Consider the following 17,059-nt stretch of genomic DNA (forward strand, 5'->3'; position numbering starts at 1 on the left):
GATGGGCACCTCCGCGCAGATCCTCGAGGGCGGGCGGCATACGCTGGCGCGGTGCCCGTCCGTCCCGACCCTCCGCAGCTGCGCACCTGGCGGCGGTTCGTGGCGGTCGGCGACTCCTTCACCGAGGGGCTGGCCGACGAGGACCCCTCACGGCCCGGGGAGCACCTGGGGTGGGCCGACCGGGTCGCCGCCGCGCTCGCGGCCCGGAACGCGCGGGAGGGTCTCGACCTGCGCTACGCCAACCTCGCGGTCCGCGGGCGACGGATCGACGCGGTCCTGGCCGAGCAGCTGCCCGCGGCGGTGGAGCTGCGGCCGGACCTGGTCAGCCTGTCGGCCGGCGGCAACGACGTGCTCCGTCCCCGGGTCTCCATCCCCGAGGTCATGGCCAGGCTCGAGGGGGCCGTGGAGCGGCTGCGGGCCGACGGGGCCGACGTGGTGCTCTTCACCTCGGCCAACGTCTCGTGGATCCCGGTGGTCAGCCGGATCACCCCGCGGCTCGTGGAGCACAACGCCCACCTGTGGGCCATCGGGCAGCGGACCGGGTCGTTCGTCGTCGACCTCTACACCCTGGGTGCCCTGCGCCATCCCCGGATGTACGCCGAGGACCGGATCCACCTCAGCACGCAGGGCCACCGGCTGGTGGCCGCGCAGGTGCTCTGGACGCTCGGGGTGCCCGTCGGGCAGCACGGCTGGGTCGACCCGCCGGCGGCGGTGCCGGCCCACGGGCGGCGCGAGGCGCTGCGCGGTCAGCGCGAGGCGCTGCGCGAGCACCGGGCGTGGGCGTCGCAGCACCTCGGCCCGTGGGTCGGGCGGCGGCTGCGCGGGCAGAGCTCCGGCGACGGCCGGACCGGCAAGCGTCCCGACCTGGCGCCCGTCGACCCGGCCGCCGAGGACCTCGACGGCGGGTGACCGCGCCGGGGCGCCGCGCACTCCCGCCGGAGGTCCGTGAAACACGCGGAGATCGGTGAACCCCCCGAACAGACGTGAGACCCCCCACATATCTGGGTCCTCACGGCATCTTCGGGTGTCCGGCCCGGCTGACCCGCGCCGGTGGTGCTTCGACCGCGGGCCCGGCCCGTGCCGACGCTCGCAGTCGCCGGCTGACGGACCCGGTCAGCGCCGGCCCCACTCCCAGGCCGGCGTGGTGAGCACCCCCTGGCCCTCCACCCGGGTCTCGCCGAGGTCCTTGGCCAGCTCGACCAGCCGCAGCGGCGGCACCTCCCCGGGCACGGGGTCCATGTCCCGCGGGTCCTCGCCGTCCACCGTCAGCGCACCGGCCAGCTCCTCGACGAGGGCCTCGGAGTGGGTCACCACGACCACCTGGGTCCGACGGGAGGCGGTGGCGACCAGTCGTGCCAGGGCCGGCAGGAGGGAGGGGTGCAGGCTCGTCTCCGGCTCGTTGAGCGCCATGAGGCGGGGCGGCACCGGCGTCAGCAGGGCGGCCAGCCACAGCAGGTAGCGCAGCGTGCCGTCGGACAGCTCGGCGGTGCGCAGCGGCCGCAGCATGCCCGGCTGGTGCAGCCGGACGTCGAACAGGCCGTCCTGGACGACGACCTCGAGCCGGGCCCCGTCGAACGCGTCCGCGACCGCGTCGTCGAGGGCCGCCCGGCCGTCCTCGGCGATGGTCTGCAGGGCGGCCGCCAGGTCGGCGCCGTCGTCGGCGAGCGCCCAGGTGCGGGTGCCGACCTGCGGCTGCCGGGCCGGGCTGGCGGCATCGACGCGGAAGCCGTCGTAGAACCGCCACGAGCGCAGCTGCTCCCGCACCGCCCACAGCTCGGGTGCGGCGACCGGGTCGACGACCTCGGTGAGCATGCTGGACCACGCCTGCACGCTGACCGGTGCCTGGACCCAGGCGCCGCCGTCGTCGCGGACCTCGACCCGGTGGTGGCGTCGCCGGGCCAGCAGGGTGGAGGGCCGCATCACGGGTCCGGTCCACACCGCCTCGCGCTTCACCTCCGGGTCCCGGTCGAAGGCCGACCCGCCCTGCACCGGGATGCCGAGGTCGACCAGGTAGGACAGCTCGTCGCCGCCGACCCCCAGCAGCAGCGAGACCCGGCCCTTGCGGACGGTGCCCTCCACGTCGTGGCCCCGCCGTGCGCCCCCGAGCGTCTCGGGGCCGGCCCACAGCGCCGAGCCCAGCCCGCCCTCCCGGGCCAGCGAGCCGACGACCCGGCCGGCGCCGCAGTCGGCGAGCAGGCGCAGCGCCCGGTAGACGCTCGACTTGCCCGAGCCGTTGGCCCCGGTGACGACGGTCAGCCGGCCCAGCGGCAGCCGGACGTCACGCAGGGAGCGGTAGCCGCTGATCGCCACGGTGCTGTACACGGGCCCCACGCTACGAGCAGCTGCCGACAGGTGGCGCGAACGAGTGCCGCTGTCGGGTCGGCGGGCCCTACTTACGCTCGGCCCGGTCGGAGAGCAGCCAGTCGGCGATGATCGCCAGCCAGCGGTCGGAGGAGCCGCGGAGCCGGCGCAGGGCCTCGTCGACCTCGGGCATCTCGAGCCGGGCCAGGGCCTCGACCGCGACCAGGGCGACGTCCTTGTCGTCGCGCTCCACGGCGTGGACGAGGGCGTCCACGGCGGGGCGCGCGTCGGGGTCCCCGACGACCATGAGCACCTCGGCGGCGTGCCGTCGCTCCACCGGGTCGCCGACGCGCAGCCGGTCGGCGAGGGCGTCCACGGCCGGGGCCCCCAGCTGCTCCAGGGCCCGGGTCAGCTCGTGCCGGCGGGCCTCGTCGGGGTCGCCGAGATGGGCCATCAGCGCCGGGACCGCCTCGGGGACGCCCGTGCGCCCCAGGGCCCACCAGGCCTTGGCGGCCACGGCCGGGTCGGGGTCGTCGGCCAGCGGGAGGATCCGGGCGACGGCGGTCGGGTCCTGGATCTTGCTCAGCGCGTGCAGCACCTGGACCCGGGAGGGCTCCTCGCCCTCCAGAGCGGCGAGCAGGTGGGGCAGGGCGGCGTCGGCCTGACGGACGACGGCCCAGGTCAGGGTCTCCCGCACACCGAGGTCCGGCTCGGAGACGAGGAGGGCGACCAGCTCGCCGGCGGTGTCCGGACCAGCGAGGGTGCCCAGCCGCAGGGCCGCCTCCTGCCGCACGTTGGGGTCCTCGTGCAGCGCAGCACGCAGCGCCCGCCGCAGGTCGTCGGTCCGGTCCTCCACCTGCCGCAGGCTACCCGCCGATGGCTAGGCTGACGGTGTGCCGGCCGCAGCCCGTCCTGCGGCGCCCCGCGACGAGGAGCGAGCCATGCCCACGGACCCCAGCGCCCAGCCACCCGACGGCGCCCCGCCGGAGGCGGACGGCCCTCCCCCCGAGGCCGTCGACCTCGCGCACGCCCTCTTCGACATGGCCCGGCACGGCCGGACCGAGCAGCTGGCGGCGTACGTCGACGCCGGCGCCCCGGTCGACCTCACCGACCCGGACGGCAACACGCTGCTCATGCTCGCCGCCTACCACGGGCACGCCGACCTGGTGCGCCAGCTGGCCGGGCGGGGGGCCGACGTCGGCCGGCTCAACGACCGCGGCCAGTCGCCCCTGGCCGGAGCGGTCTTCAAGGGCGAGGACGAGGTCGTCGCCGTGCTGCTCGAGGCAGGGGCCGACCCCGACGCGGGCACGCCCACCGCACGCGAGACCGCGCAGCTGTTCGGCCGGACCGACCTGCTCCAGGACGGGGGTATGCCGTGAGCGCGCGGGCGGGTGAGGCCCGCACCGAGGCGGCCGGGACGCCGTCGCGGGGCGTGCTGGTCACCGGGTCCTCCCGCGGCGTCGGCGCCGCGACCGCACGGGCCTTCGCCGCCCGTGGCGACCGGGTCGTCGTCCACTACCACGGCAGCGAGGACCTGGCCCGGGACGTGCTGGGCTCGCTGCCGGGCGAGGGGCACGGCCTCGTGCAGGCCGACCTGGGCGACCCGGCCGCGGTCGAGCGGCTGGCCGCCGAGGCCGTCGGCGTGCTCGGCCGCGTCGACGTCCTCGTCAACAACGCCGCGATGATCGTCGCCCCCGAGGAGGGTCGCGGACGGCGCGGGACGCACCCGCTGGAGGAGACGTCATACCCCGACTGGGTCGCCGTCTGGGAGCGCACCCTGGCGACCAACCTGCTCGGCCCGGCCCACCTGATCTGGCAGGTGGCCCGGCACATGATCGACGTCCCCGCGGCCGAGGGGCTGCCCGCCGGGCGGATCGTCGACGTGGGCAGCCGGGGCGCCTACCGGGGCGAGCCGGACATCCCGGCCTACGGGGCCAGCAAGGCCGGGCTGCACGCCCTGGGGCAGTCCATGGCGGTCCGGCTGGCGCCGCACGGCATCGCGGTGCTGGGGGTCGCGCCGGGCTTCATCGCCACCGAGATGGCCGGCTACGCCCTCGCCGGGGACCAGGGGGAGGCGGTCAGGGCCCAGAGCCCCTTCCACCGGGTCGCCACCCCCGAGGAGATCGCCGACGCGGTCGTCGCGCTGGCGGACCCGTGGTCGCACTGGGCCTCCGGCGCGGTGCTGGACTTCAACGGGGCCAGCCACCTGCGGTAGGAAGGGCCGCTCCGGACCGATGTTCCCCGCTGTCGTGTCACATCGGTCGTCCGGGTGACCGATGTGACACGGCAGCGGCGCCCGCCGGCGGGCCGCACCCGCGCGGCCCGGGATGAGCGGAGGAACCGGCTGCCCTACCGTGACCCCATGACCACCAGCCCTCGCCGAGTCCTCGTCACCGGCGCCGGCGGCACCGTCGCCGGCGACGCCCTGCCGATCCTGCTCGACCGGACCCGCGACGACTGGGAGCTGGTCCTCACCGACGTCGACGCGGACCCGGACGCCGACCCGCCCGTGCAGCAGCTCGACGTGCGCGACCTCGCGGCGTGCGAGCGGGCCTTCGCCGGGGTCGACACGGTCGTCCACCTGGCCGGGGCCGCCGCGCCCGACTCCCCGTGGGAGACCGTCCTGGACCTCAACATCGTCGGCACTCGCACGGTCCTGGAGGCCGCCCGCACGGCCGGGGTGCGCCGGGTCGTGCTCGCCTCGTCCAACCACGCGATGGGGATGTACGACCGGGACGAGCAGTGGCCGGTCTACAACTCCCAGCCGCCGCGGCCGGACTCGCTCTACGGGGTGTCCAAGGTCTTCGCGGAGGTGCTCGGCCGCTTCTACCACGAGGAGCACGGGCTGGACGTGATCGCGCTGCGGATCGGCTGGGTCAGCGGCGACTACGGGGCGGCCGACCAGGACATCGTGCAGGCCATGTGGCTCAGCCCCGGCGACGCGGCCCAGGCGCTGCAGCGGGCGGTGGAGGCGCCGACCCGGTTCGGGGTCTACTACGCGGTCTCCGACAACCCCAACCGCCGGTGGGACCTCACCGACGCGATGCTCGAGCTGGGCTACCGGCCGCAGGACAGCTGGCACGAGGTCGCCGAGGAAGAGGAGCGGGTCGTGCCCGGCGGCGAGCACACGCCCGACTCCTGGCCGGAGGCGTGAGCACTACGGGGTACCTTAGGTACCGCCAACACGGTACCCTGGTGCCGTGGCGATCAACATCAAGAACGACCGGGTCTGCGACCTGATCCGCCGGGCCTCCGAGCTGTCCGGCAGGTCGCAGGTCTCCGTGGTGGAGGAGGCGCTGGAGCGCTACCTGGCCGACGCCTCCTCCGGGCCGGACGCAGGCCCGGGAGGGCCGGACCCAGGGGTCGAACGGATCCTCGCCCAGATCGACGCGTCCCTCACGCCCACGGACTCCGACGCGGTGCGCGCCTCCCTGGAGGACCTGTACGACGACGAGGGCCTGCCCGCGTGATCGTCGACTCCTCGGCCCTGGTGGCGATCGTCCTGGGCGAGCCCGAGCGCCGTGACTTCCTCTCCCGCCTCAGGTCCGAGCCGTCCCCTCGCATCTCGGCCGTCTCGTGGACCGAGGTGGGCGTCGTGCTGGACGGCCGCCGCGACCCCGTCCTCAGCCGCGGCTACGACGCCCTCGTCGACGCCCTCCGGATCACGGTCGTGGACGTGACGGCTGCCGACGCGCGGGCCGCCCGGCAGGCCTACCGCGACTTCGGCCGGGGGTCGGGACACCGGGCCCGGCTGAACTTCGGCGACTGCTTCAGCTATGCGCTCGCCATCCGGCTGGACGAGCCGTTGCTGTTCAAGGGGGACGACTTCGTCCACACGGACGTGCGTCGGGTCGCCTGAGCAGGGATCGTCGGCACCGGCACCGCCCGGGTGCAGGGGCTCAGCGCCTCCGCACGTCCGCACGGTCCTGGCGACCCAGCCACACGGCCAGCGCCACCCCGGCGAGCGCGCCGGAGAGGTGCCCCTGCCAGGAGACGCCCTCGCGTAGCGGCAGCACGCCCCACAGCATCGACCCGTAGAGCACGACCACGAGCACCCCGACGAGCGCCCGCCAGGGGTGCCGGGAGACGAACCCGTAGACCGCCAGGAACGCGGCATACCCGTAGACCACCCCGCTGGCCCCGATGTGGACGGTTCCGGGCCCGCCCAGCAGCCACACCCCCAGGCCGCCGAGGAGCACGACGCCGGCGGTCACCAGCCACAGGTGCCGGGTGGTCAGGGCGAGCAGGCCGCCGAGCACGAGCAGCGAGACGGTGTTGGTCAGCAGGTGCCCGAACCCCAGGTGCAGGAACGGGCTGAGCACGATCCCCGCCAGGTGCCCCGTGTCGCGCGGGCGGATCCCGAACTGGTCCAGCGGCAGCGGCAGCAAAAGGTCGACCACCTCGACGGTCCACATGAGGGCCACGAGCAGCAGCACGGGCAGCACCCGGCGGGCCCACGTGGGGGTGCCGGGCCGGACGGGGGTGCGGGAGGTCACCTCCCCATCGTGCCAGGGGACGGGCCGGGGGTATGCCGTCGTGCCGGGGTCGGGGCGGGGCTCGCGCAGGTGCCCCGCACCGTCGTCCACGACGAGCTGTCGTAGAATTGGGGTCATCACGACACAGGAGGAAACATGCAGGTCAACGACAAGGTCTTCGTCGTCACGGGCGGCGGTAACGGCATCGGCCGGGAGGTCGTCCTGGAGCTCATCCGGCGTGGGGCACGGGTGGCCGCGCTCGACCTGCGGGCGGAGGCGCTCGCCGGGACGCAGGGTCTCGCGGCGGCCGGCGAGCGCCTCTCCGTGCACGTCGTCGACATCGGCGACCGGGAGCGCGTGGAGGCGGTCGCGGACGAGGTCGTCGCCGTCCACGGCCGGGTCGACGGGCTGCTCAACGTGGCCGGGATCATCCAGCAGTTCGTGCCGTTCGCCGAGCTGGACTACCCGGAGATGGAGAAGGTCCTGCAGGTCAACCTATGGGGCACGATCCACGTGAACAAGGCCTTCCTGCCGCACCTGCGCACCGCCCCCGAGGCCTGCCTGGTCAACGTCTCCAGCATGGGCGGCTTCCTGCCGGTGCCCGGCCAGACGTTGTACGGCGCGAGCAAGGCGGCGGTGACCCTGCTGACGGAGGGGCTCTACGCCGAGCTGCGGGAGACGGACGTCGCGGTGACCGTCGTCTTCCCCGGCGCGATCGGCACGGACATCACGGCGAACAGCGGGGTCGTGGTCCCGGGCGGGGCGGACGCCGCCGAGGCGCGGGCCAACAGCCAGCACCGGGTGACCAGCGCCGTCGACGCCGCCCGGACCATCGTGGACCAGGCCGTCGTCGAGGGACGCTTCCGGGTCACGGTCGGCAAGGACGCCATGGTGATGGACCTCTTCTCCCGGGTGGCCCCGCGCCGGGCGACCGACTTCATCGCCCGGAAGATGGCCGACCTGCTGCAGCGCCCGGCGGTGCCCGCCGGGTAGCCACGGGCCGGTCTGCCGGTCGGGGCGGCTCGGCCCCGCCCGGCGGCCGGTCGGAATGCCCGGCGCGCCCCTCGCGTTAGGATGATTGACAGATCAACCAGCGAGAGGTGAGCCATGCAGTTCGGTCTCTTCAGCGTCGGGGACGTCACGCCCGACCCCACCACCGGCCGCACGCCGAGCGAGCACGAGCGGATCCAGGCGATGACCGCGATCGCGCTCAAGGCGGAGGAGGTCGGGCTCGACGTCTTCGCGACCGGGCAGCACCACAACCCGCCGTTCGTGCCGTCGGCGCCGACCACCCACCTGGCCTACATCGCCGCGCAGACCGAGCGGCTGCTGCTCTCGACCGCGACGACCCTCATCACCACCACCGACCCGGTGCGGATCGCGGAGGACTACGCGTTCCTGCAGCACCTCTCCGGCGGTCGCGTCGACCTCATGATGGGCCGTGGGAACACCGGCCCGGTCTACCCGTGGTTCGGCAAGGACATCCGCCAGGGCATCGCGCTCGCGGTGGAGAACTACCACCTGCTGCGCCGCCTGTGGCGCGAGGACGTCGTGGACTGGCAGGGCACGTTCCGCACCCCGCTGCACGGCTTCACCTCGACGCCCCGCCCCCTCGACGGCACGCCGCCCTTCGTCTGGCACGGGTCGATCCGCTCGACCGAGATCGCCGAGCAGGCCGCCTACTACGGCGACGGCTTCTTCCACAACCACATCTTCTGGAACATCGAGCACACCGCCCAGATGGTGGGCCTCTACCGGCGTCGCTTCGAGCACTACGGCCACGGCGCCGCCGAGCAGGCGATCGTCGGGCTCGGCGGCCAGGCGTTCATGGCCGGGACCGAGGCGGAGGCCAAGCGCTTCTTCCGGCCCTACTTCGACAACGCCCCCGTCTACGGGCACGGGCCGAGCCTGGAGGAGTTCACCCGGGCGACGCCGCTGACCGTCGGCACCCCGGAGATGGTCATCGAGCGCACCCTCGGGTTCGCCGACGCCGTCGGCGACTACCAGCGCCAGCTGTTCCTCATGGACCACGCCGGCCTGCCGCTGGACGTCGTCCTCGAGCAGGTCGAGATCCTCGGCCGCGAGGTCGTCCCGGTGCTGCGCCGCGAGTTCGAGGCCCGGCGCCCGGCCTCCGTGCCCAGCGACCCGCCCACCCACGCCTCCCTCGTCGCCGAGGGCCCGCAGGCGCCGCACCACCTCGTCGCCCCGGCGCGGACCGCCGCCGACCGGGCCGCCGCCCGCGCGGGCTGACCCCGTCCGGGACCGCCCCCCCGAGGGCGGTCCCGGGCACCCGCCCCACGTCATACCCCCGAGGAGCCTCCATGACCCGCCGCATCGTCGTCGTCACCGCCGGGCTGTCCAACCCCTCGTCCACCCGTCTGCTCGCCGACCGCATCGCCGACGCCGTGACCACCCAGGTCAGCGCGCGCGGCGAGCGCGCCGAGGTCGAGGTGGTCGAGCTCCGGGAGCTCGCCCAGGACCTGGCCACCACCATGACCACCGGGGGGATGCCGACGCCGCGGGTCGCGCAGGCGCGGGACCTGGTGGCGTCGGCCGACGGGCTGGTGGCGGTGACGCCGGTGTTCACCGCCAGCTACTCCGGGCTGTTCAAGATGTTCGTCGACGTGCTGGACACCGACGCCCTGAACGGGGTGCCGGTGATCGTCGCGGCCACCGCGGGGACCTCCCGGCACCAGCTCGTCCTCGACCACGCACTGCGGCCGCTGTTCACCTACCTGCGGGCCGTCGTGGTCCCCACGGGCGTGTTCGCCGCGACCGAGGACTTCGGCGGCGGGGAGTCCGACCGGCTCGGCCGGCGGATCGCCCAGGCGGCCGCCGAGCTGGCCTCCCTGGTCGTGGCCGAGACCGGCGCCGTGGGCGGCTTCGTGCCGCGCGAGGACGACCTGGCCGCCCCGCGCCGCCGGTCCTCCGGCAACGGGGTCGACGAGGACGTCACCGACTTCGAGACGCTCCTCGGCGGGCTGGGGCAGTAGTCAGGCCGCTGGCAGGAGCGTCCCGCACACTGGGACGGTGACGATGACCCCCTCGACGACCGACCGGGGCCGCGGAGGTTCCTGCGGCGGGGTGCTGGGCACCCTCGTGGTCGTCGGCGCGGTCATCGTCGGCACGCTCGTCGTCTCCCCCGACCTGCAGCTGAGCGACCTGCGGGACGCCGCGGTCGACCCGCTCCACGGGGAGCCCGGTTCGGGCGGCGACGGCTACACCTTCCTGCAGACGACCGCGCGGGGGGAGCCGCTGACCTGGCCGTGCGAGGAGACCGTCGAGATCGTGGTCAACCCCGAGGGGGCTCCGGAGGGGTATGCGGACATGGTCGGCTCCGCGGTCGCCCGGCTCTCGACGGCGAGCGGGTTCGACCTGGAGGTGGTCGGCGAGACCGCCGACCGGGACTTCGCCGACCGCGGCTTCGGCCCGGTGCTGCTCGGCTGGGCCGACGAGGAGGAGGTGCCGGCGCTGGCCGGCCCGGTCGCCGGGATCGGCGGCTCCAGCTACGTCCAGGGACCGGGCGGGGGTGGGCACGCCGTCGGCGGGATGGTGGTCGTCGACACCGAGGAGACCGGCGGCTGGTTCTCCCGCACCGACCCCGAGGCGGTCCTCGTGCACGAGCTGGTCCACGTCCTGGGCCTGGGCCACACCGAGGACCCCACCCAGCTGATGGCCGCCCGCAACGACGGGCAGAGCGAGCTCGGCGAGGGTGATCTCGCCGGCCTGGCCGCGCTGCGGGAGGCGGCCTGCTCCTGACCCCGCAGCGGCCTCGTCAGGGCCGGTGACCTGCGGTGTCGACCGCGTCACAGGGGTCGCGGATCCGTTGCCGCCGACCCCGACCCGTGGCAGGCTGAGGCCATGGGCCCCTTCGAGATCTTCACCCGCGGCAAGGACAGCAGCGAGGAGCCCCCGACGCCGGTGCCCCCGCCCGTCCGGCCCTCGGTCGGCGAGCAGCTCGGCACGCTGGCCCGGCTGGGCCTGGAGACCCAGGACGGGGTGGGCGTCCAGGACATCGCCGACGACCCGGACGCCGCGGGCTGGATTAAGCTGCACCCCTACGTGGCGATCCTGCAGGTGATGGCCCGCGGCGAGGACGGCGCGCTCACGCGGCACCCCCGGGTGACGACGGTGGACCTCGACCACCTCGTGGGGCCCCAGTCCTACCCCGAGCTCGTGCGCAAGCTGGCCGACGCCGCCGGGACGGCCCACCTGCTCGAGGAGGTCGAGGGCGGCGTCGACGAGGAGCGCGGCCGTTGGGTCGTCCGGTTCACCTTCGAGGACCTGACCCGGGAGATCCACCCCCGTCGGACCCAGGACCGGGCCGACCCCGTGGTCATGCCCGAGCTGTTCGCCGCGGTGGCCGGGGCCGGGCAGCGTCCGGCCTACGTGCGCCACGGGCGGTCGATGACCGTCGCCTACGTGCCGGCCCGGCACGCCGGCGAGCTGCAGCGCGTCTTCTCCCGCTGGGCCTGACGCACCCTCGGTGCGCGGCTCCGGCCGTGTGTAGTAGGGATGGACCATGACGACGACGTCCGCCCCGAGCACCAGCACCGACCGCTACCGGGAGGCCCGCGACCTCCTGCTCTCCCTGCACGGGCAGCCGGAGCGGGCCCGGGCGGAGTTCCGCTACCCGGACGTGGGGGAGACCTTCAACTGGGCCGTCGACTGGTTCGACGCGATCGCCCGCGGCAACGACCGGCCGGCGCTGACGATCGTCGAGGAGGACCTGTCCGACACGACCCTGAGCTACGACGAGGTCGCCACCCGCTCCGACCAGGTCGCCGCCTTCCTCGCCGGCCAGGGCGTCTCCCGGGGAGACAGCGTCATCGTCATGCTCGGCAACCAGGTCGAGCTGTGGGACACCATGCTCGGGGTGATGAAGCTCGGCGCCGTGGTCATGCCCACGACCACCGCCGTGGGCCCGGCAGACCTGCGCGACCGCATCGAGCGTGGGCAGGCCACGGCGGTCGTCGCCAACCCGGCCGACACCCCCAAGTTCGAGGAGGTGCCCGGCGACTACGTGCGCCTGTCCGTCGGGGAGGCGGACGGGTGGACCGACCTGCGCGCGGCATACCGGACCTCGGTCCCGCCCGCCGGGCACCCGGGCACGGGCGCGGACGACCGGCTGCTGCTCTACTTCACCTCCGGCACGACCAGCCGGCCCAAGCTGGTCGAGCACACCCAGGTGAGCTATCCCGTCGGGCACCTGTCGACGATGTACTGGCTCGGCGTGCGGCCCGACGACGTGCACCTCAACATCTCCAGCCCCGGCTGGGCCAAGCACGCCTGGAGCTGCTTCTTCGCGCCGTGGATCGCCGAGGCGACGATCCTGGTCTTCAACTACGCCCGGTTCGACCCGGCCGCGCTGCTCAAGGTGCTGCGGGCGCACCGGGTCACTACCTTCTGCGCCCCGCCGACCGTGTGGCGGATGCTCATCAACGCCGACCTCTCCGGCGGCCCGGGGGCCCTGCGCGAGGTCATCGGCGCCGGTGAGCCGCTCAACCCCGAGGTCATCGCCCAGGTGCAGCGGCAGTGGGGGCTGACCCTGCGGGACGGCTACGGGCAGACCGAGACCACCGCCCAGATCGGCAACTGCCCCGGCGACCGGGTCAAGCCCGGCTCGATGGGTATGCCGCTGCCCGGCGTGCCCTCCGTGCTCGTCTCCCCGGAGACGGGCGAGGTGGTGGAGGGCCCGGGCGAGGGCGAGATCTGCCTGGACCTCTCGGCGGCGCCGGTCGCGCTGATGACGGGCTACCAGGGCGACGACGGGCGCAACGCCGAGGCGATGGCCGGCGGCTTCTACCACACCGGCGACGTGGCCGAGCGGGACGCGAAGGGCATGATCACCTACGTCGGCCGCACCGACGACGTCTTCAAGGCCAGCGACTACAAGATCAGCCCCTTCGAGCTGGAGTCGGTCCTCATCGAGCACCCGGCCGTGGCCGAGGCGGCGGTCGTGCCGGCCCCGGACGAGGTGCGGCTGGCGGTGCCGAAGGCCTACGTGTCGCTCGTCGACGGGCACCAGCCGACGCGGGAGACCGCCCTGTCGATCCTGCGGCACGCCCGGGAGCACCTCGCCCCCTGGCAGCGGGTGCGTCGGATCGAGTTCTTCGAGCTGCCCAAGACGATCTCCGGCAAGATCCGCCGGGTCGAGCTGCGGGCGCGGGAGGACGAGCTGGCCAGCGAGGCGGTGCTGCCCGGCACGACCGGGGTGGTCCAGCAGGAGTGGCGGGACAGCGACTTCCCCGAGCTGAAGGGCTGAGGCACCACCTGGCCCCGTTGCAGGCCTGCGGTTGGGTGGCCCTGGTGCCGCTGCGGACGCTGTCCTGCGGGGACTGGCACCGCGAGGCGTGAGCCCCGAACCGGTCACGGGCGGCCGGCCCGGGCCCTAGTCTGGTCCCTCGTGAGCACGATCGTCCTCCTCCATGCCCACCCCGACGACGAGGCGTCCCAGACCGCGGGCACGATGCGGCTGGCCGCCGACGCCGGCCACCGGGTCGTCTGCGTCTACGCCACCGACGGCGACCACGGCACGGTGCCGGCCGACCTGGCCGAGGGCGAGACGGTCGGGGCCCGACGTCGCGTCGAGGCGGCCGCCTCCGCCGAGGTCCTCGGCACCGCCCGGGTCGCCTGGCTGGGCTACGCCGACTCCGGGATGACCGGGTGGGAGCAGAACGAGGGGGAGCGGGCCTTCGCCCGGGCCTCGACCGAGGAGGCCGCCGCCCGCCTCGTCGCCGTCCTCGACGAGGAGGACGCCGACGCGGTCGTCGGCTACGACTGGCACGGCGGCTACGGCCACCCCGACCACGTCAAGGTCCACGACGTGGTGAGGCGGGCCGTCGAGCTGGCCGCCCGCCGTCCCCGGTGGCTGCAGGCCACGATGAACCGCGACCACATCCGCCGCCTGGTGGCCGCCGCCCGGGAGGCCGGGCTGGAGGACGTCGGCATCGACCCGGACGCGCCCGCCGACGACGGCAACCCGTTCGGCACCCCCGAGGACGAGCTGCACTGGCACGTCGACGCCCGCCCGGTGCTGGCCGCCAAGCGGGCCGCCCTGGCCGCGCACGCCTCTCAGGAGGACGTCGGCTGGATGCTGGGGATGCCGCAGGAGCAGTTCGCGATGGCCTTCGGCGACGAGTGGTTCATCGAGGAGGGTCGCCCCGCGGGGGTCGTCGACGGGCACCCGCTGCTCGACGGCTGAGCCCCGGGAGGCCCTTCCACCCCGGCCCCGACCCGAGGCGCCCGGTCGCGGGGGCCGGCGCGGCTGCATACCCTCGCTGGATGGACCAGTCCCCCGCCCCGATGCCGGAGTCCGCGCGCGAGCTGCCCGACGGCAGCGACCTCGGGACGGCCCTTGGCACCGACTTCTTCGACCTGGACGAGCTGCTCACCGAACGGGAGCGCGAGCTGCGCGACGGCGTGCGCCGGTGGTGCGACGAGGAGGTGGTCGCGCGGGCCGCGGAGTTCTGGGAGGCGGCCCGGTTCCCGCGCGAGCTGCTCGGGGCGTATGCCGCCACGCGCGTCGCGGGGGCCTCGATCGAGGGGTACGGGTGCGCGGGGGTCTCGCCGCTGGCCGAGGGGATGATGTGCGCCGAGCTGGCCCGCGGGGACGGGTCGGTGGCCACGCTCAACGCGGTGCACTCGGGCCTGGCGATGACGTCGGTGCAGGTGCTGGGGTCGGAGGAGCAGCGGGAGCGGTGGCTGCCGGCGATGGCCCGGCTCGAGCTGCTCGGCGCGGTCGCGCTGACCGAGCCCACCCACGGGTCGGACGTGGTCAGCCTGGAGACCACCGCACGGCGGGACGGCGACGGGTGGGTGCTCGACGGGGCGAAGCGGTGGATCGGCAACGGGTCGGTCTGCGACCTGGCGGTGGTGTGGGCGCGCGACGACGACGGGAACGTGGGAGGGTTCGTCGTCGAGGCGCCGCAGGAGGCCGACGGCTGGGACGCGCAGGTCATCGAGGGCAAGGTCGGCAACCGCGGGGTGTGGCAGGCCCACATCCGGCTCGACGGGGTCCGGGTGCCGGCGGGGAACCGGCTGGCGGGGGCGCGCACGTTCGAGGACACCAACCGGGTGCTGGCCCGGTCGCGGCAGACGGTGGCCTGGGAGGCGCTGGGCCACGCGGTCGCGGCCTACGAGGGGGCGCTCACCTACGCGCGGCGGCGCGAGCAGTTCGGCCGGCCGCTCGCGCACAATCAGCTGGTCCAGGACGACCTGGCCCGGATGGTCACGCTCATCACCTCGATGCAGCTGATGTGCACCCGGATGTCGCAGCTGGAGGAGCAGGGCCGGTGCACCCTCGAGCACGCGGCCATGGCCAAGCTGCACACCACGACCGCGGCCCGCGAGGTCGTGGCCACGGCCCGGGACCTGCTGGGCGGCAACGGGATCCTCCTCGACCACCACGTGGGTCGGCACTTCGCCGACCTGGAGGCGGTCTACACCTACGAGGGCAGCCGGACCGTGCAGTCGTTGCTCGTCGGCCGGGCGGTGACGGGCGTGAGCGCCTTCACCTGAGGGTCCACTCGGGGCGATACCCCGATGGTAGATTCGTGCGATGCGAACGACCATCGACGGTGCCGGTCGCATCGTGGTGCCGAAGGCGTTGCGGGAGGCCATGAGGCTCCAGCCGGGGCAGCTCGTCGACATCGCCTTCACGGACGGTCGGCTGGAGATCGAGGTGGCCTCCACCCCCGTCACCCTGGAGGACGAGGACGGGTTCCCGGTCCTGGTGCCCCAGGAGGAGGTGCCCCGGCTCACGACCGCGACGGTGCGCGAGGTGCTCGAGGCCACCCGCCGGTGAGGCCGACCTGCGACACCAGCGTCCGGGTGCCTGCGCTCCTGCCGTTCCACGACCGTCACCGGGACGCCCTGCGCCACCTGGCGGCGGTCGGGATCAAGGGCGGCGCGGTCTACGACGGACTGGTCGGGATGACGGCCAGGACGCACGGGCGGACGCGGCTGACGTTCGACCGGCGTGCGCTGCCGGCCTACGACGCCGTCGGTATGGATCTCGCCGTCGGCTGACACCACGCTGCCCTTCACGACGACCGCGGGTCGCAGCCCGCGTCGCCGAACGGCTCAGTGCTCCGACAGCTGCTGCAGGAAGGCCTGGCCCCGCTCGCTCGTGGGCGAGTCGAGGACCTGCTCCGGCGGTCCCTGCTCGGCGATCCCGCCGTCGGCCAGCAGCACCACCGCGCCGGGGCGGTCCGTCGTCAGGATGCGTCGTGCACGTGCCGGCGGAACCACTCCAGGCTCGCCGCCCAGGGCCCGGACCGGTCGGCCAGGTCGGGCAGCAGGGGGGTGAGCTCGGCGCTGAAGGTCTCGGAGGACTCTCGCGGCAGCAGGGAGGGCAGGTTGTCGATGGCGATGACGTCGAGGGGGTGCTCGTCCCCGCCGAACCGGCGCACCGGTTCGTCCCAGGTCGTGATCTGCGTGTTGACCGGCAGCTTGTTGGCCTCGGAGGTCACGTCGCAGGTCACGTCGCCGACGACGCGCAGGCGACGGGGCACGTCCACGTCCTCGGCGGTGACGAACGCCTCTCCCGCCCCGAGGCTGACGACGCAGTTGACGAGGATGTCCTGGTCGAGCAGGGCGGGCTTGTCCAGGACGAGCGTGTCGGCCCGGTCCCACCGGGTCAGGGCGCACCCGGCCACGGCCAGCGCCTCCACGGCACCGGTCCCGGAGCGCCCGCGCGAGCCGATGACCAGCGCCCGCTCCGGCTCGGCCGGGGTGCTGCCGCGCAGCCGCTCGTCCAGGTCCTCGCGGGTCATCGGGCCGACGCCGCCGTCCAGGAGCCCGCGGTGGCGCAGCACCGACAGCGCCGCCCCCACGTAGCCGGCCCAGAAGCCGAACGCCACGACGCGCTTGCCGTCGACGGTCAGGTACTCCACGTCCAGCAGCTCGCCGCCGCCGCGGCGGAACCGCTCCAGCACCTCCTCGGCACCCTCCTGCCCCTTGTAGGCGTGGGCGAAGAACACGTGCGTGTGCTGCAGGTCCGAGGGGTCCTCCGGCAGCTCCTTGATCCCCACGACCACGGCCCCCTCGGGGGCGTCCACCCAGGAGCCGAACGGGGCGACGGAGCAGCCGACCTCGACGTACTCCTCGACCGGGACGATCCGGGTCGGCGACTCCTCGACGGTCACGGTGAAGCCGTCGGCAATGAGCCGGGCGGCGTCGGCGGGGACGATCGGCACGCGCTGCTCGGTCGGGCGGGACTCGGCGCGGATCCACAGGTGGGGACGGGTCATGGGGCACAGGGTATGGAGTGGGACGGGCGG

At 74.5% G+C, this 17,059-nt stretch carries 20 protein-coding genes; 16 read left to right on the forward strand and 4 right to left on the reverse strand.

Features of this window, described 5'->3' with window-relative positions:
• The first annotated feature begins 51 nt into the window (after positions 1 to 51).
• The gene (locus tag FJR00_RS06345) at positions 52 to 909 is read left to right on the forward strand and encodes an SGNH/GDSL hydrolase family protein (RefSeq protein WP_141337960.1); all 858 of its coding nucleotides are present in this window, start codon (positions 52 to 54) and stop codon (positions 907 to 909) included.
• A 204-nt stretch (positions 910 to 1,113) separates the two neighbouring features.
• Here the strand turns inward: FJR00_RS06345 and FJR00_RS06350 are convergent, their stop codons facing one another.
• Both FJR00_RS06350 and FJR00_RS06355 read right to left on the reverse strand, forming a co-directional pair.
• Entirely contained in the window at positions 1,114 to 2,322 is a 1,209-nt protein-coding gene (locus tag FJR00_RS06350; protein WP_141337961.1) for an AAA family ATPase, read from the reverse strand.
• A 67-nt stretch (positions 2,323 to 2,389) separates the two neighbouring features.
• The gene (locus FJR00_RS06355; protein ID WP_238330351.1) at positions 2,390 to 3,157 is read right to left on the reverse strand and encodes a HEAT repeat domain-containing protein; all 768 of its coding nucleotides are present in this window, start codon (positions 3,155 to 3,157) and stop codon (positions 2,390 to 2,392) included.
• A gap of 85 nt (positions 3,158 to 3,242) precedes the next feature.
• Between FJR00_RS06355 and FJR00_RS06360 the strand changes: the two genes are divergently transcribed.
• From FJR00_RS06360 to FJR00_RS06380, 5 genes are all read left to right on the forward strand, one after another.
• A complete protein-coding gene (locus tag FJR00_RS06360; protein ID WP_141337962.1) occupies positions 3,243 to 3,680 on the forward strand; it encodes an ankyrin repeat domain-containing protein in 438 nt (145 codons plus the stop codon).
• Positions 3,677 to 4,516, forward strand: coding sequence for an SDR family NAD(P)-dependent oxidoreductase (locus FJR00_RS06365; RefSeq protein ID WP_202876606.1), 840 nt, complete (start codon positions 3,677 to 3,679; stop codon positions 4,514 to 4,516). Before FJR00_RS06360 ends, FJR00_RS06365 begins: the two co-directional genes overlap by 4 nt.
• Positions 4,517 to 4,663: 147 nt before the next feature.
• On the forward strand, positions 4,664 to 5,455 hold the full coding sequence (locus FJR00_RS06370) for an NAD-dependent epimerase/dehydratase family protein (RefSeq protein ID WP_141337963.1): 792 nt from the start codon (positions 4,664 to 4,666) through the stop codon (positions 5,453 to 5,455).
• A gap of 46 nt (positions 5,456 to 5,501) precedes the next feature.
• Entirely contained in the window at positions 5,502 to 5,771 is a 270-nt protein-coding gene (locus FJR00_RS06375) for a type II toxin-antitoxin system VapB family antitoxin (RefSeq protein ID WP_141337964.1), read from the forward strand.
• Positions 5,768 to 6,160: a type II toxin-antitoxin system VapC family toxin gene (locus FJR00_RS06380; protein WP_141337965.1), complete on the forward strand. Its 393-nt coding sequence runs from the start codon at positions 5,768 to 5,770 to the stop codon at positions 6,158 to 6,160. The genes FJR00_RS06375 and FJR00_RS06380 overlap by 4 nt, the downstream gene beginning before the upstream one ends.
• A 40-nt stretch (positions 6,161 to 6,200) precedes the next feature.
• Here FJR00_RS06380 and FJR00_RS06385 read toward each other — a convergent pair whose 3' ends face one another.
• Entirely contained in the window at positions 6,201 to 6,914 is a 714-nt protein-coding gene (locus FJR00_RS06385) for a rhomboid family intramembrane serine protease (RefSeq protein WP_238330352.1), read from the reverse strand.
• Positions 6,915 to 6,932: 18 nt separating this feature from the next.
• Here FJR00_RS06385 and FJR00_RS06390 point away from each other — a divergent pair, with 18 nt between their 5' ends.
• The 10 genes from FJR00_RS06390 (at position 6,933) to FJR00_RS06435 (ending at position 15,806) form a co-directional block, all read left to right on the forward strand.
• A complete protein-coding gene (locus FJR00_RS06390; RefSeq protein ID WP_141337966.1) occupies positions 6,933 to 7,769 on the forward strand; it encodes an SDR family NAD(P)-dependent oxidoreductase in 837 nt (278 codons plus the stop codon).
• Positions 7,770 to 7,883: 114 nt separating this feature from the next.
• Positions 7,884 to 9,026: an LLM class flavin-dependent oxidoreductase gene (locus tag FJR00_RS06395; protein WP_141337967.1), complete on the forward strand. Its 1,143-nt coding sequence runs from the start codon at positions 7,884 to 7,886 to the stop codon at positions 9,024 to 9,026.
• Positions 9,027 to 9,097: 71 nt separating this feature from the next.
• A complete protein-coding gene (locus FJR00_RS06400; protein WP_141337968.1) occupies positions 9,098 to 9,769 on the forward strand; it encodes an FMN reductase in 672 nt (223 codons plus the stop codon).
• A gap of 43 nt (positions 9,770 to 9,812) precedes the next feature.
• Complete coding sequence (locus FJR00_RS06405) at positions 9,813 to 10,535, forward strand: matrixin family metalloprotease (RefSeq protein WP_238330365.1); 723 nt, start codon at positions 9,813 to 9,815, stop codon at positions 10,533 to 10,535.
• 102 nt (positions 10,536 to 10,637) lie between these two features.
• Complete coding sequence (locus tag FJR00_RS06410) at positions 10,638 to 11,252, forward strand: hypothetical protein (RefSeq protein WP_141337970.1); 615 nt, start codon at positions 10,638 to 10,640, stop codon at positions 11,250 to 11,252.
• A 46-nt stretch (positions 11,253 to 11,298) separates the two neighbouring features.
• Positions 11,299 to 13,041, forward strand: coding sequence for an AMP-binding protein (locus tag FJR00_RS06415; protein ID WP_141337971.1), 1,743 nt, complete (start codon positions 11,299 to 11,301; stop codon positions 13,039 to 13,041).
• Positions 13,042 to 13,182: 141 nt separating this feature from the next.
• Positions 13,183 to 13,980: a PIG-L family deacetylase gene (locus tag FJR00_RS06420; protein WP_141337972.1), complete on the forward strand. Its 798-nt coding sequence runs from the start codon at positions 13,183 to 13,185 to the stop codon at positions 13,978 to 13,980.
• A gap of 80 nt (positions 13,981 to 14,060) precedes the next feature.
• Complete coding sequence (locus tag FJR00_RS06425) at positions 14,061 to 15,296, forward strand: acyl-CoA dehydrogenase family protein (RefSeq protein WP_238330355.1); 1,236 nt, start codon at positions 14,061 to 14,063, stop codon at positions 15,294 to 15,296.
• 40 nt (positions 15,297 to 15,336) lie between these two features.
• Positions 15,337 to 15,582 carry an AbrB/MazE/SpoVT family DNA-binding domain-containing protein gene (locus FJR00_RS06430; RefSeq protein ID WP_141337973.1) on the forward strand — a complete coding sequence of 82 codons (246 nt, stop codon included), beginning with the start codon at positions 15,337 to 15,339 and terminating at the stop codon, positions 15,580 to 15,582.
• Between the two features lie 26 nt (positions 15,583 to 15,608).
• Positions 15,609 to 15,806, forward strand: a complete 198-nt coding sequence (locus tag FJR00_RS06435; protein WP_181409527.1) for a PIN domain-containing protein — start codon at positions 15,609 to 15,611, stop codon at positions 15,804 to 15,806.
• A 188-nt stretch (positions 15,807 to 15,994) separates the two neighbouring features.
• Here FJR00_RS06435 and FJR00_RS06440 read toward each other — a convergent pair whose 3' ends face one another.
• Positions 15,995 to 17,029 (reverse strand): saccharopine dehydrogenase, encoded by a 1,035-nt coding sequence (locus tag FJR00_RS06440; RefSeq protein WP_141337975.1) that lies wholly within the window; start codon positions 17,027 to 17,029, stop codon positions 15,995 to 15,997.
• Positions 17,030 to 17,059 lie beyond the last annotated feature (30 nt).

The sequence above is a fragment of the Ornithinimicrobium kibberense genome, assembly GCF_006519705.1.
In the GTDB taxonomy this organism is placed as follows: Bacteria; Actinomycetota; Actinomycetes; order Actinomycetales; family Dermatophilaceae; genus Ornithinicoccus; species Ornithinicoccus kibberensis.

Bases quoted from the DNA above. Each gene is read 5' to 3' on its own strand.
- FJR00_RS06360 (WP_141337962.1), top strand. From the start codon at position 3,243: ATGCCCACGGACCCCAGCGCCCAGCCACCCGACGGCGCCCCGCCGGAG.
- FJR00_RS06370 (WP_141337963.1), top strand. From the start codon at position 4,664: ATGACCACCAGCCCTCGCCGAGTCCTCGTCACCGGCGCCGGCGGCACC.
- FJR00_RS06385 (WP_238330352.1), bottom strand. From the start codon at position 6,914: ATGACCCCAATTCTACGACAGCTCGTCGTGGACGACGGTGCGGGGCAC.
- FJR00_RS06390 (WP_141337966.1), top strand. From the start codon at position 6,933: ATGCAGGTCAACGACAAGGTCTTCGTCGTCACGGGCGGCGGTAACGGC.
- FJR00_RS06395 (WP_141337967.1), top strand. From the start codon at position 7,884: ATGCAGTTCGGTCTCTTCAGCGTCGGGGACGTCACGCCCGACCCCACC.
- FJR00_RS06400 (WP_141337968.1), top strand. From the start codon at position 9,098: ATGACCCGCCGCATCGTCGTCGTCACCGCCGGGCTGTCCAACCCCTCG.
- FJR00_RS06405 (WP_238330365.1), top strand. From the start codon at position 9,813: ATGACCCCCTCGACGACCGACCGGGGCCGCGGAGGTTCCTGCGGCGGG.
- FJR00_RS06410 (WP_141337970.1), top strand. From the start codon at position 10,638: ATGGGCCCCTTCGAGATCTTCACCCGCGGCAAGGACAGCAGCGAGGAG.
- FJR00_RS06415 (WP_141337971.1), top strand. From the start codon at position 11,299: ATGACGACGACGTCCGCCCCGAGCACCAGCACCGACCGCTACCGGGAG.
- FJR00_RS06425 (WP_238330355.1), top strand. From the start codon at position 14,061: ATGGACCAGTCCCCCGCCCCGATGCCGGAGTCCGCGCGCGAGCTGCCC.
- FJR00_RS06430 (WP_141337973.1), top strand. From the start codon at position 15,337: ATGCGAACGACCATCGACGGTGCCGGTCGCATCGTGGTGCCGAAGGCG.
- FJR00_RS06440 (WP_141337975.1), bottom strand. From the start codon at position 17,029: ATGACCCGTCCCCACCTGTGGATCCGCGCCGAGTCCCGCCCGACCGAG.